The 12,725-nt window shown below is 57.0% G+C and carries 12 protein-coding genes and 1 tRNA gene; 4 read left to right on the forward strand and 9 right to left on the reverse strand.

Annotation, left to right across the window (positions count from 1 at the left end):
• Positions 1-9: 9 nt before the first annotated feature.
• Both HMPREF2692_RS00825 and HMPREF2692_RS00830 read right to left on the reverse strand, forming a co-directional pair.
• Positions 10-1,470 carry a sensor histidine kinase gene (locus HMPREF2692_RS00825; RefSeq protein ID WP_082778650.1) on the reverse strand — a complete coding sequence of 487 codons (1,461 nt, stop codon included), beginning with the start codon at positions 1,468-1,470 and terminating at the stop codon, positions 10-12.
• 34 nt (positions 1,471-1,504) lie between these two features.
• Positions 1,505-2,209 (reverse strand): response regulator transcription factor, encoded by a 705-nt coding sequence (locus HMPREF2692_RS00830; RefSeq protein WP_061924579.1) that lies wholly within the window; start codon positions 2,207-2,209, stop codon positions 1,505-1,507.
• 210 nt (positions 2,210-2,419) lie between these two features.
• Here HMPREF2692_RS00830 and HMPREF2692_RS00835 point away from each other — a divergent pair, with 210 nt between their 5' ends.
• Complete coding sequence (locus HMPREF2692_RS00835) at positions 2,420-2,776, forward strand: hypothetical protein (protein WP_061924582.1); 357 nt, start codon at positions 2,420-2,422, stop codon at positions 2,774-2,776.
• A gap of 11 nt (positions 2,777-2,787) precedes the next feature.
• On the opposite strand, the gene HMPREF2692_RS00840 is transcribed toward HMPREF2692_RS00835, so the two are convergent.
• Entirely contained in the window at positions 2,788-4,524 is a 1,737-nt protein-coding gene (locus HMPREF2692_RS00840) for a pyruvate dehydrogenase (protein ID WP_061924585.1), read from the reverse strand.
• A 173-nt stretch (positions 4,525-4,697) separates the two neighbouring features.
• Between HMPREF2692_RS00840 and HMPREF2692_RS00845 the strand changes: the two genes are divergently transcribed.
• Together HMPREF2692_RS00845 and HMPREF2692_RS00850 are read left to right on the forward strand one after the other, a co-directional pair.
• Positions 4,698-6,197 (forward strand): MFS transporter, encoded by a 1,500-nt coding sequence (locus tag HMPREF2692_RS00845; protein ID WP_061924587.1) that lies wholly within the window; start codon positions 4,698-4,700, stop codon positions 6,195-6,197.
• Positions 6,181-6,738: a TetR/AcrR family transcriptional regulator gene (locus HMPREF2692_RS00850; RefSeq protein WP_061924588.1), complete on the forward strand. Its 558-nt coding sequence runs from the start codon at positions 6,181-6,183 to the stop codon at positions 6,736-6,738. Before HMPREF2692_RS00845 ends, HMPREF2692_RS00850 begins: the two co-directional genes overlap by 17 nt.
• A gap of 6 nt (positions 6,739-6,744) precedes the next feature.
• On the opposite strand, the gene HMPREF2692_RS00855 is transcribed toward HMPREF2692_RS00850, so the two are convergent.
• The 5 genes from HMPREF2692_RS00855 to HMPREF2692_RS00875 all read right to left on the reverse strand — a co-directional run bounded on the left by HMPREF2692_RS00855 (position 6,745) and on the right by HMPREF2692_RS00875 (position 10,316).
• Entirely contained in the window at positions 6,745-7,356 is a 612-nt protein-coding gene (locus HMPREF2692_RS00855; protein ID WP_061924591.1) for a response regulator transcription factor, read from the reverse strand.
• Entirely contained in the window at positions 7,356-8,432 is a 1,077-nt protein-coding gene (locus HMPREF2692_RS00860) for a sensor histidine kinase (RefSeq protein ID WP_082778651.1), read from the reverse strand. The genes HMPREF2692_RS00855 and HMPREF2692_RS00860 overlap by 1 nt, the downstream gene beginning before the upstream one ends.
• A 16-nt stretch (positions 8,433-8,448) precedes the next feature.
• Entirely contained in the window at positions 8,449-9,171 is a 723-nt protein-coding gene (locus HMPREF2692_RS00865) for an ABC transporter permease (RefSeq protein WP_061924599.1), read from the reverse strand.
• Between the two features lie 2 nt (positions 9,172-9,173).
• Positions 9,174-10,073 (reverse strand): ABC transporter ATP-binding protein, encoded by a 900-nt coding sequence (locus tag HMPREF2692_RS00870; protein ID WP_070455444.1) that lies wholly within the window; start codon positions 10,071-10,073, stop codon positions 9,174-9,176.
• 170 nt (positions 10,074-10,243) lie between these two features.
• Positions 10,244-10,316: transfer RNA gene (locus tag HMPREF2692_RS00875), tRNA-Thr, on the reverse strand.
• Positions 10,317-10,453: 137 nt separating this feature from the next.
• Here HMPREF2692_RS00875 and HMPREF2692_RS00880 point away from each other — a divergent pair.
• Positions 10,454-12,187 carry a threonine/serine exporter ThrE gene (locus HMPREF2692_RS00880; RefSeq protein WP_083291073.1) on the forward strand — a complete coding sequence of 578 codons (1,734 nt, stop codon included), beginning with the start codon at positions 10,454-10,456 and terminating at the stop codon, positions 12,185-12,187.
• 35 nt (positions 12,188-12,222) lie between these two features.
• On the opposite strand, the gene HMPREF2692_RS00885 is transcribed toward HMPREF2692_RS00880, so the two are convergent.
• Positions 12,223-12,725: IS30 family transposase (locus HMPREF2692_RS00885; protein WP_141761288.1), on the reverse strand; the 503-nt coding region annotated here is incomplete at its 5' end.

Genomic DNA, 12,725 nt, shown 5'->3' on the forward strand with positions numbered 1-12,725 from the left:
GCCGATTAATTATGAAGCTGGGAGGCGCACCGTAAAGGTGGAGCCCTCCCCCAGCTGGGAGCTCACGGCAATGCTGCCGCCGTGCTGCTCCACCAAAGATTTCACGATGGCCAGGCCCAAGCCCGAGCCGCCGGTATCGCGGGTGCGGGAAGAATCCGCGCGATAGAAACGCTCAAAGATGTGGCTGGTGTCCTCGGGGGACATGCCCTTGCCGTCATCGGCGACGTCGATAAGCACTGCCTTGTCTGTGCCCTCGCCCTCTTCGCGGATGGTGAGTTTGACCTTGGCTTCCTCGCCACCGTGGCGAATGCCGTTGGAGACGAGGTTGAGCAGCACCTGGTGCAGGCGATCAGGGTCGCCTTTGACCACCGGAATATCGTGGGTCTCGTTAACCACGTCGATCTGGCGGCCGGCAAACGCGGCACGCGCGGAGGAACCGACGGAAAGCACCAGCTCCAGCATATCCACAGTGCGCATGTCCAGGCGCGAGCCCTCGGCGCGGGTCAGAGAAAGCAGGTCCTCCACCAATAGCGACATTCGCTTGGACTCGTCATCGATCTTGGAAAAGACGAGATCCACATCCTTGGTGGCGCCGGAGCGATAAAGCTCGGTGTAGCCACGCAAACTGGTCAGCGGGGTGCGTAGCTCGTGGGAAGCATCGCCGACGAAACGGCGCATCTGCTCCTCTTTATCTTGAGCTTGGACAACTGAGCGCTGCAGCTGACCCAGCATCACGTTGAGTGCAGCCGAGAGCTGACCAACCTCGGTGTGCTTCGGCCACTCCGGCACACGCTTGTCCAAGTCACCCGCGGCAATCTCGGAGGCGGTCTTTTCAACGACGCGCAGCGGGCGCAGCGCGCGGCGGATAAACCACATGCCCACCACGGCGATAATGCCCATGACCACGGCAGTGATGATTATTTGCACGATCGCTAGACCGCGGAGAATAAGCCGCTCGTGGGTGAGATCCTTGGCCACTACGGTCACGGTGCCATCGACCTTGATGGCCACGGCGCGCCACTTGGTTTCGTCGTTTCCAACGGAACCGACGGTGGCAGGCTCGTCACCGATGTAGAGGTTCTTCGCGTCCGGCATGCTGGTCTTGGGGCCGGTGTATAAAACGGTGCCATTCGGCAGGTAGCTAAGCGCCACGTATTCCGTAGGCGGGCGCCTAGAGTAGTCCCCCAAATAGTAGTCGTTGCTCATATTGCGCGCCCAGCCGTTGGTGGCATCCTTTAGCTGATCATCGACGTTGCCATACATGACGTCGGACATAATCGAGGACACCGCCAAAGAGGCACCCGCCAGGCCGAGGCCAGAGACCAAGACCATGAGCACCAAAAGCCACGTGCGCAGCGGCATCGCTTTGGGGCGCTGCACGCGGCGTCGCTTAGCGCGCTCCCCGGAGGGAACCGCAACGGACGGGGTTTCAGGCAGCGTAGATTCCGCCGCCGAGTGGGTAGTGCTCATGTATTAGTACTCGAAAAAGGACTGTGGCGAACTACTAGTTACGCGGCATGCGCAGAACATAGCCGACGCCGCGAACAGTATGAATAAGCTGCGTATCGCCGGTGTCGATCTTGCGGCGCAGGTAGGAGATATAGGACTCGACTACGTTGCCATCGCCGCCGAAGTCGTAGTGCCAGACGTTGTCCAAGATCTTGGACTTGGACAGCACCACTTCCTTGTTCTGCATGAGGTAGCGCAGAAGGTTGAACTCGGTTGGGGACAGCTCGATGATTTCGCCTCCCTTGGTGACCTCGTGGGTGTCATCATTCAAGGTGAGGTCAGCATAGGAAATGGTGGCGTCACTGTTTGCGTCATCGACGTTCGCGCCGCGGCGCAGGATAACGCGCAGGCGGGTGATAACCTCTTCCAGGCTGAACGGCTTAGTCACGTAATCATCGGCACCGATGGTCAGGCCATGGATGCGCTGATCGACGCTGTCCTTTGCGGTCAAGTAAAGCACCGGGCCGTCGAGGCCTTCCTGACGCAGCTTGCCAAGCAGCTCGAAGCCGTCCATGCCCGGCATCATGACGTCCATGATGTAGGCATCAGGATTAACCTCGCGGGCCACCCGCAGCGCCTCAGTGCCGGAGTTTGCGCTGAATACTTCGAAACCCTGGAACTTCAGGGAAACGGTGAGTAACTCCACGATGTTGGGCTCATCATCAACGACGAGGACTTTTACTTCTTTATTGTCGTCCATTAGCTCTTGTTACTTCCTTCAGCGAGTGCTTGTTGCTATTTCGCAATAATGACACCCAGCCTTCCAAGGGCACTGAAGGGAGTCTGGACATCACCTGTGAACTCCCATCCTAGCCAACGGCGCCAACAACCAGGCCGGAATACGTAAGGTGAACACCAAGTCGACTTCACCGATGGCAATCACGGCAACCAATCTGAAGAAGGATTCCAAGTGCGCAAGAAACTCACGTTGTCCGAAGAACAGTTCCGATTCATCGACCAACTCACCAACGAGGTCTTTGAAAGCGACATGCTGCCCGAAGGAACCGTTCTCACCGGAGTCGGAATTCAATCCCGCAGGAGCATAGACCCTTCTGGAGAGAGCACGTGGTACCACTTGGATTTGTGGAACCGACAGCTCCATGACGGGCGGACGGTCAGACTGTGGGGCGCATTTCCTGATCTCAGTGAAAAGGAAGACGCGCTTTCTTTCCACACCATGGTGCAGTCTTCAGGCCTTGCCGAAATGTTCTTGACGGCTACACCCGAAACTGCACGGTTCGAAACGATGGAGTACGTAGCGGACTAGCGGCTAGCCGCCTACGGGCGCGGAATGTTGCGCAGGTTGGACTGCGCGAGCTGCAGCATCTGACCAACGCCGCCGCCAAAGACGGTGCGGGTGGCGGCCTTGGAGAAGCCCAGCAGCTGCTCGAAGGTCAGTGTCGGCGGGATGGAAAGAGCGTTCGGGTCGGTGATCATGTCAACCAGAACCGGGCCATCGAAATCCATGGCCTCGCGAATCTGCTTGCGGGCCTTCTTCGGGTCCTCGATGTGGATGTGCTTGATGCCGGCAGCCTCTGCGATCGCGGCATAATCCACGTGCTCATGGTCGGTCTCGTGCTCTGGCAGACCCTGGACCAGCATCTCCAGCTTGACCATGCCCAGCGAGGAGTTGTTGAAGACGAAGGTCTTCACCGGCAGGTTGTGCAGCTTCACGGTCAGCAGCTCACCCATCAGCATGGACAGTCCACCATCACCGGAGAAGGAGATGACCTGGCGACCTTCGTTAGCGGCCTGTGCGCCGATGGCCATCGGCAGTGCGTTAGCCATGGTGCCGTGGCGGAAGGAACCGATCTGCTCACGCTTGCCATTCGGGGTGATGTAGCGAGCGCCCCAGACGTTGCACATGCCGGTGTCGACGGTGAAGACGGCGTTGTCAGCTGCTTCTTCATCGATGATGTTGGCCACGAACTCTGGGTGGATAGGCTTCATCTTCTCAGCCTTCTTAGTGTATGCCTCCACCACGTGGTTGAGCTTGTTGTAGTGCTCCTTGAGCATCTTGTCGAGGAAGCGGCGATCCTTCTTCTCATCAATGTGCGGAAGGATGTTCTCGATGGTGGCAGCCACGTCACCGGTAACCGGGTACTTAATCTTGGTGCGGCGGCCGATGTGGGAGCCGTCAATGTCGACCTGTGCGACGTTGCCCTTGGGCAAGAAGTCGTTGTACGGGAAGTCGGTGCCCAGAAGGATAAGCAGGTCGGCCTCGTGGGTGGCGTCGTGTGCCGCGCCGTAGCCCAGAAGGCCGGACATGCCGACGTCGAACGGGTTGTCGTACTGGATGTACATCTTGCCGCCCAGCGCGTGGCCGATTGGCGCCTTAATCTTTTCCGCCAGCGCCAGCACCTGCTCGCGGGCATCCTTGACGCCAGCACCGACGAAGAGCGCGACGGTCTTAGCCTCATTAATAGCCTGGGTTAGCGCGGCTGCTTCAGCCGGATCCGGGAAGACAACTGGACGTCCAGCGGAGATGGTGGAGGTGGTGAAGGTATCATCTTCAGCCTCCTGCGTGGAAACGTCGCCTGGGATAACGAGCACGGAAACGCCCTTGCCAGCCATGGTGGACTGGATAGCGTGGTGCAAAATGACACCGCCCTGGTCAGCGGAGTTGACCATCTCGCAGTAAGCGGAGCACTCGGTGAAGAGCATCTCCGGGTGGGTCTCCTGGAAGAACTTGGAGCCAATCTGGCGAGATGGGATGTGGGATGCGATGGCCAGAACCTTGGCGCCGTTGCGGTGGGCGTCGTAAAGCCCCTGCACCAAGTGGGTGTTGCCCGGGCCGCAGGAAGCCGCACACACGGCGAGCTTGCCGGTGGTCAGAGAGTCTGCCTCAGCAGCAAAAGCAGCAGCTTCCTCGTTGCGGACGTGGACCCATTCGATGGAGGAACGGCGCACCGCATCCACGATTGGGTTCAGGGAGTCACCAACCAGACCATAAATGCGCTCGACGCCTTGCGCCTCGAGAGTTTCTACGATCTGTTCTGCGTAATTCTTTGCCATATCACTACTTCTTTCAGGAATAGTAAATAGTTTCTCCATCCAGTGTCCTTATTAATTCCCCTTTGTGCCAGCTTTTTACTCAAGACTCACCAAGCCCCCTGACTGGTGATACAAAACACAGGCCACATTCGAGCGTTTGAAACTATAATGAACGTTCGGTACATTTTCATACGATGTCCGCCACCGATTTAGTCCATTCCAATAGCACCGCCACTACCACCGAGTCCACCGCCGTACAGCGCTGGACTTTCTTTGCCGTGATCTCGCTCGGCCTACTCATGGTCGGCCTCGATAACTCAATCCTTTACACCGCCCTCCCGGCACTGACGGATCAGCTCCACACCACCTCTACCCAGCAGCTATGGATCATCAACGCCTATGCGTTAGTGCTGGCCGGCTTATTGCTGGGCACGGGCACCCTGGGAGATCGCATTGGGCATCGCCGCATGTTCGTCATCGGCCTTGTGCTTTTCGGCAGCGCATCCCTCGCCGCCGCGCTCGCCCCCGGCGCGTGGTTCTTGGTGGCTGCGCGCGCATTCTTGGGCCTCGGCGCTGCCGTGATGATGCCCGCTACTTTGGCACTGATTCGCCTGACCTTCGACGATGAAATCGAACGCAACACCGCGATCGGCATCTGGGCCTCCGTTGCGGTCGTAGGCGCTGCGGCCGGCCCTACCGTCGGCGGATTCCTCCTCGAGCACTTCTGGTGGGGCTCGGTCTTTCTCATCAACGTGCCGATCGTGCTCGTCGCACTCTTGCTGACCTTCCTTTTGGCACCGCCCAACCAACCGAACCCGGACAAGCACTGGGATTTCGCATCCTCGCTCTATGCGCTTATTACGCTTTCTTCCCTGGTGCTGGCCATTAAGTCGGTGGCGGGTTCCCATTATGGGCTGGCCGGCGGCGCGCTGGTGGCCTGCGGCATCGGCAGCTTCGCGTTTGCTCGCCGCCAAAAGCAGCTTTCTGAGCCGATGCTCACCTTCGATGTCTTCCGCTCCCCCGTCTTCACAGGCGGCGTCATTGCTGCGGGCGGCGCGATGTTTGGCATGTCCGGGCTGGAGATGCTCACCACGCAGAAGCTGCAGATGGTCAATGGTTTAAGCCCCCTGCATGCGGGAATCACCATTTCTGCGGTGGCGATTGCGGCACTTCCGATGTCCACCCTAGGCGGCGCCAACCTGCACCGCTGGGGCTTTCTGCCCATCATCGCCGGCGGGTTTGTTTTCATGGCTGCGGGCATCGCCATCGCGATGTGGGCGGGCCACCACGGCATCTTTTGGTGCTTCGTTGCGGGGCTGCTCTGCATGGGCATCGGCGCGGGGCTCACGATGTCCGTGGCCTCAACCGCCATCATCGGCGCGGCACCACCCCATCGTTCCGGCATGGCCGCAGGCGTCGAGGAGGTCTCCTACGAGCTCGGCACGCTGCTATCCATCGCTATCACCGGCTCCATTGTGCCTTTGCTTTACTCCCGCAATCTAACCGCGGATATCGAGGGCATGCAGGCGCTTTACGACGCCGCGACCCACGACCTCGCCGCAGCCGCCTACGACAACGCTTACCTCACGACCCTCGGCGGCTTGCTCGCGATGATGCTGCTCTTCGCCGCAGTGACCGGCTATTTGTTTAAAAACAACCCGAAGTCGGGAGGCTACGATGCCGCGCATCAGTAAAAAGACCGAAGTGCTAAAAGCCGCCCTCACCATCATCGAGAACGAGGGCGTGCATGCCGTGACCTACGACGCGCTGGCAACCGCCACGGGAATGTCAAAGTCCGGGCTCATCTATCACTTTCCTTCCCGCCACGATCTGCTCATCGAGTGCCACCGCTTCTGCGCCGCGCGCTGGGAAGCGGAACTCGAAGAGCTAGCCGGCGGCAAGCAGGCCGCGGAGCTAGACAAAAAGGAACGCCTGCGCGCACTCGTGCAATCCCTAGGCAAGAACGACCCTCTGATCGAACTGCTGATGAGCATCCACTCCCAGCAACACCCGGACTTCATGGAACAATGGCGCGACGTCGACAAGCGCTGGCTGCCAGATCCGGCAGCTGATGACCAAACCGCGCTCATCGCCACCATCCTTGGCAATGGCCTCTGGGTCCACGACCACTTGACTGAACGAAAGATACCCACAGCTACTCGCAAAAAGACAGTGGAACTCGTCTTGGAATTCCTAGATTCAGGAAAGCTACAAACCGCACCGCTTAAAGATTAAGCAACGTCAACTGATAATCCAGCCCCGCTCAATGGCAAGATTTACTGCCGCTGCACGAGTGTCAGCACCAGTCTTAGCCATCGCACGCGACAAGTGATTGCGCACCGTGCCCTCCGATAAGTTAACCCGCTTCGCGATTTCCGCGACGACCGCACCATCGGCGGCTGCTTGAAGCACTTCGGATTCTCGAACGGTGAGAGGCGATTCACCGAATAGAAAAGAATCTGCAGCAAGTTTGGGATCAACTACACGCAAGCCGGAGTGAACTCGGCGCACCGCATCAGCGAGCTCTGCGGCAGGCGCGTCTTTAACGATGAAGCCATGTGCTCCCGCGGAAACCGCGCGACGCAAGAAACCCGGGCGCCCGAACGTTGTAACTATCAATATCTTTACCTGCGGTAGCGCTTCTCTAAGGCGTTTCGTAGCAGTCAGACCGTCCACATTCGGCATATCTACATCCATCAAAATAACATCAGGACAAGCCACCGAGGCGACCTCCATGACCTCGCTTCCGTCGCCAACGTCGGCCACTACCTCAATGTCACTTTCCAAGCTAAGCAAGGCGCTTAATGCGCCTCGCACCATAGCCTGATCATCAGCAAGCATCACTTTTATCATTAATGCTCCTTAGCCCATGGCCCGGTTTGAACGGCCTGGGCTGTAAGCTTCAGACCTCCCATGGTGGTTTCACCCAAGCACAATTCGACTCCGTTATTTTGGCATCGCTCCCGCAGCCCTCGCAGACCATTTCCTTCCCTTATCTCTGCTATTCCGACTCCGTCGTCTTCAATCAATACAGATTTGGAGGTCAGACTGATGGAGCATCTCTTTGCACCGGAATGTCGGACAACATTCGTAGTCCCTTCACGCACTACCCAAGCAAACACTTCCCTCAAATCAACCTGTACTTCATCTACCGAATTCGGCATCTTCGCTTTAATACCTGCGCTTTGAAGGAGGCTTAATGCCCGAGCTAGTTCACCGGAAAGGCTGAGCTCTCGATAGCCATTTATTGCGGTGCGAACTTCTGCCAGCGCAGACCTCGAGATTTCCTCAATTTCTGCAATTTGTGACTTCGCCGTATTCGGGTCGAGCTCAATGAGCTTCTTTGCAAGCTCCGCTTTAAGTGTCACCGTTGTGAGAGAATGTCCCAAAATATCGTGCATGTCGCGAGCCATGCGGTTGCGCTCTTCGTTTACTTCGAGTTCTTGGGATCGAACTTCCTGTATCTTCCTTTGCGCTTGGCTAGTAATCGCCATTCGGCTTGCTAAACAGGCAATGCCGGTTGTAATCAAAGACAAGTGGCCGAACGGCCATAGCGACTGAGGAATCGCTATCGCGGCGACTGCAGTAAAAGGCAGGGAAACCTGCCACGGAAATACAAATGCAACAGCCGAGGCAATGAAGTATGCAAGTTGAATCGCATCGGTTCCGACAAGATTAAGCACGATCAGTGCGAGAAAGGTTCCAACCACTAACAACGAAACTGCACGGAGATTGACCCGCATCACACCTAGGCGCAGATCATCGATTGCGATAGCCCAGGAACCAATGAGACAAAATACGCAGCAAAGAACAAGAACCGCGCTTGAAACCGGATACGGGTGGCTTCGAACCGTCAAAAGAATTGGAACAGTAAGGGCCAACCAGAAAATGGCCCAAATACTGTTTGGCCAGGTAATATACCGAGTCATCACTTTTTCATCTTAGCTAAACCCGAGCCGTATCATAGCGCATCTTCCGGGCTGCCCCGACCAAGAATACGAACAGCCAAACCACAACATTGGCCACTGCAGCCCACGAAAAGTTGCTCGCGTCCATCGGCGAAAGCGCCAACTTATGAAGTCCGTAGAGCGGGGTAAGACTTCCAATCTTGTCGAAAGTCGATCCAGGAGTCAGTGGCATAAATACTCCCCCGAGGAAAGACAGCAACGCTAACAAAGGCCCAACTACCTGCATTGTGGTCTCTGCAGGCAAAAGGTATCCCATGAACAACCCAAAAGACATAAAAATGATTGAGCCCAACCATGCGATGACAAAAGACTGAGCCCAAGCCAGAGCCGGCATGTGTGCATGGACCAGCGGTCCACAGATATAAACCGTGAGCAAGGCTATACCGCTCAGAGCTAATCCCGCTGTGGCTTTAGCTCCTACATAGTTAATTGGGCGAAGAGGAGTTAAACGCAGCTGCCGACTCCACCCACTTGCTCTTTCGATGCCGACTGCTGCACCAGTTCCAGCAGTCGCCATTAACCCAGCATAAAGGGCAAGACTTATTAAGATATTTGCTGCCCAGTTTCCATTCCCATATTCCTGCTGTGCATAGTCTGCAGTAGCAAATATGAACAGAAAGGCAATGGGGATAACCACGACGAAAACTAGACCACGGACATTGCGCAAAATGCGCTTCATTTCCAATTTGTATAAATACATATCTACCTTTCCTGATGAGCTAGGTCGATAAAGGCGTCATCAAGGCTGCGCGCAGTAATGCTGATGTCTCTCGCAAGACCTCGAGTTAAAAGCAAGCGTGCGATTTTGTCAGTATCCTCGGCTACCAAAACGAATTCTTCCCTGCGCATATCGAGCGATATCTGAGGAAAATCTCTTAATGCTTGTTCCACTTCTGACTGCGAAGCTTGAAGTTTGGCATGAATTGTTTTTCCTGAAACTTGCGCTCGTAGCTCCTGTGGGCTGCCGTCCGCTACAAGGACACCGTGATTCATCATCACGATTCGATCTGCAAAATCGTCGGCTTCTTCCAAATAATGGGTAGCGAAGATAACGGTTCGTCCCTCGCGAGCATCTTCACGTATATTCGCCCAAAAATCGCGTCGAGCTTCTACATCCACGCCAGCTGTAGGTTCGTCTAAGACGATGAGTTCAGGATTGCTGACCAAAGCCATTGCAAAACGTAGCTTTTGTTGCTGGCCTCCTGAGCATTTACCCACGTACCGTTCTGCAAACTCGCCAGCACCAGCGCGTTCTAACGCTTCCTCTGCGCTTAAGGAATCACGATGGAAACTGGCCATAAGCTCAACCGTTTCGCGAACCTTTAAGTTAGGAAGCAGGCCTCCCGACTGCATCATTGCAGAAACTCGACCGAGCACCACCGCGTTGCGCGGCGTCGTCCCGCATACTTCAATGTTTCCTGAATCTGGTTTGCTTAGACCCAAGATGAGATCGATGGTGGAAGTCTTACCCGCACCATTAGGTCCCAAAAGGGCTACGACCTCACCGCGCTCAATCGAGAAACTGAGGTCCTTTACTGCACAAACCTCACCAAATGACTTTGTTAGTGATTCAACTCTTAACGTGGACTCCGTGTTTGCCATGGTTCAAGTCTCATGCGACACCGCGAAGAGTACGTATAGCAATTGTCATTAGTCGGCGATGACAATTGTCACGGGGTATTAATCTCAGTCGGCGACTGCCAAGTCAGAAGCTCGGCGTTGCTTTCCAATGAAATTAGCCCCGGTAGAAATAAATCTCACCAGGGCCATTGAGCTGGAGACGAGACTTGAACTCGCAACCTACGCATTACAAGTGCGTTGCGCTACCAATTGCGCCACTCCAGCACCGCGGATTGAGCCGCTGCGAAGAATCGTACCCGAGCAGGCGAGCGGACGAAAACACTGGGGTGGCCCGTGCGTCGCGCAACCCCAGCGGATAGAGTGCAAGCAAGAGTCTCAATCGGTTTTTAAGGGTTTGTTGCGTGTCATTTATTTCCGCACTGAGGGAGCGTTTTAGTGCTTCTTCCGGCTACGTTGCCACCATCGATGCGGCAAAGGCCGCGCCACCACCATCGCCGCTGGCGCCAGTCGATCTGACCGACGCCGCGCAGGTCACCGGTGTCATGGAAATCGCTGCGCGCGTGGGCGAAGTCCTCATCAGCGCCGGCACTGCCAACTCCGATGCCAAGGCACAGATTCACCTGGTGGCTTCTTCCTATGGTCTCCACTACTGCCATGTGGACATCATGATGAATACCATCACCATTCACACCGCGATGGGCGCGGGCTCTAACCGCCGTAACCTACACGTCTTCCGCGTGGCCCCTTCAATTTCGGTGGACTTTTCCAAGCTTTCCGCGGTAGACCGCCTGATCTACTCGATCCGCTCCGGCGCCACACCACCGGCCATGGCCGAGCGCGTCTTGGACGAGATCAACAACATGAAGCCGCCTTATCGCACCTCCACCGTCCTTTTGGGCTGGGGCGTTATGGGCGGCATTCTCTCCGTGATGCTCGGCGGCGACGCCTTGGTGGGCGTCATGGCGTTTTTCGTCTCTTTGCTGGTTATGGGCGTCAACGCCTGGGCGGCAAAGTTCCGCGTGCCACCCTTCTACCAAAACATCATGGGCGGATTCCTCGCCGTCGTACCGGCGGCGATCCTCTACAACATGGCCGCCGGAATCGGCATTACCTTCTCGCCTTCCCAGATCATTGGTTCAGGCATCATTGTGCTCGTCGCCGGCCTTACCCTGGTGCAATGTTTGGTCGACGGCATCACCCGCGCACCGGTAACATCGGCCGCTCGCTTCTTCGAAGCCATGCTGGCCACCGGCGCCATCATCGCCGGCGTCGGCGTGGGCATTCAGTTCTCTGACTGGATGGGCTTTACCCTGCCGCCCCTGGCTACGCTCGCGCCGCCGGTCTATCACCAGGTCCCGCTGCTCATCCTCTGCGGCAGCATCGGTTCAGGCGCCTTCGCCCTGGCCTGCGGCGCTTCCTGGATTGAGGTTACCGTCTCTGGACTTACCGCCGGCGCCGGTATGCTCTTCTACTACTTCGTAGTCATTCCTTTCGGCGTGAGCGACGTCGTAGCCTGCGGCATCTCCGCCACGGCGGTGGGCCTGGCCGGCGGCCTGCTCTCGCGCCGCTACATGATGCCGCCGCTCATCACAATGATCGTGGGCTATACGCCGATGCTGCCTGGCCTTACCCTCTACCGCGGCATGTACGCCTCGCTGAATGAGCAGATGATCTCCGGCTTTACCAACCTGTCACGAGCACTAGCCATCGCCGGTGCGCTGGCTGCCGGAGTTGTGCTGGGCGAACGCGTGGCCCGCCGCCTGCGTCGCCCGCAGTACTTCCGCCCTTATGCCACCATCAAGCGCGTGGGCCACTTCTCGTTCCACCAGGCCAGCCGCCTAGCTGCCCGCAAGCCACGCATTCCGCGCGTGCCGCTTTCCCCCTTCGCCCCCAAGGTCAACCGCCCCGTCCTGCCTCCGAAGCTGGGGCCCAAGCCGCCGATGCCTGCCCAGCAGGTACGCATGCTCCAAGACCAAGCCATCGGCGAGGACTGGAAGGAAGAATGGGAGTCCATCACCGAGATGTGGCCGGTTACCACGCAGTGGGAGGACCAACCGCAAGACGGTGGGAGCGCACAACCCGCTGCAGACGGCGCCGAAGATGCGGCCGAAACCGCCCCAGATGCCAAATCGTGAGCAAAAAAGTTCGGCGGTTTCAAGTGGTGGATGCATCACTTGAATAGTTCTTGTATCTTCTCTTCTGGTTTATACCAGTTGAGGACTTTTCTGGGGCGCCCGTTGAGAAGGTCTTGAATGTGTTGGACATCCTTGTCGGTCAGGGCACTAAAGTCGCTTCCTTCGGGCAGGAAGTCTCTGACTAGCCCGTTGGTGTTTTCGTTGGTAGGACGTTGCCACGGCGAGTGTGGATCACAGAAGTAGACTGCTAGTCCACGTGCGATGCTCAGCTTGTCTACTTGGGCTAGTTCTACGCCTTGGTCCCAGGCCAGAGTTTTAGTGATGTTGCGTATTTTGCCGGTAAACATCTCGATCAACTTATCGACAGTCGTGGCGGAATCATGAACATCTAGTTTGCGGATCATGGTGTAGCGAGTACTGCGTTCTACACAGGTTACAAGTGCAGTGGTTCCTCCTTGTCCGATGATGAGATCGCCTTCCCAATGCCCTGGAACTGCGCGGTCCTTGTCATAGGAGTCACCCACCGTCCCAGTCGACG

Origin of the sequence: Corynebacterium sp. HMSC036D03 (genome assembly GCF_001836185.1) — a bacterium.
Taxonomy (GTDB): Bacteria; Actinomycetota; Actinomycetes; order Mycobacteriales; family Mycobacteriaceae; genus Corynebacterium; species Corynebacterium simulans.

Excerpts from the sequence above, each read along its gene's own strand:
- HMPREF2692_RS00825 (WP_082778650.1), bottom strand. The coding sequence starts at position 1,470 with ATGAGCACTACCCACTCGGCGGCGGAATCTACGCTGCCTGAAACCCCG.
- HMPREF2692_RS00830 (WP_061924579.1), bottom strand. The coding sequence starts at position 2,209 with ATGGACGACAATAAAGAAGTAAAAGTCCTCGTCGTTGATGATGAGCCC.
- HMPREF2692_RS00840 (WP_061924585.1), bottom strand. The coding sequence starts at position 4,524 with ATGGCAAAGAATTACGCAGAACAGATCGTAGAAACTCTCGAGGCGCAA.
- HMPREF2692_RS00845 (WP_061924587.1), top strand. The coding sequence starts at position 4,698 with ATGTCCGCCACCGATTTAGTCCATTCCAATAGCACCGCCACTACCACC.
- HMPREF2692_RS00850 (WP_061924588.1), top strand. The coding sequence starts at position 6,181 with ATGCCGCGCATCAGTAAAAAGACCGAAGTGCTAAAAGCCGCCCTCACC.
- HMPREF2692_RS00855 (WP_061924591.1), bottom strand. The coding sequence starts at position 7,356 with ATGATAAAAGTGATGCTTGCTGATGATCAGGCTATGGTGCGAGGCGCA.
- HMPREF2692_RS00860 (WP_082778651.1), bottom strand. The coding sequence starts at position 8,432 with ATGACTCGGTATATTACCTGGCCAAACAGTATTTGGGCCATTTTCTGG.
- HMPREF2692_RS00865 (WP_061924599.1), bottom strand. The coding sequence starts at position 9,171 with ATGTATTTATACAAATTGGAAATGAAGCGCATTTTGCGCAATGTCCGT.
- HMPREF2692_RS00870 (WP_070455444.1), bottom strand. The coding sequence starts at position 10,073 with ATGGCAAACACGGAGTCCACGTTAAGAGTTGAATCACTAACAAAGTCA.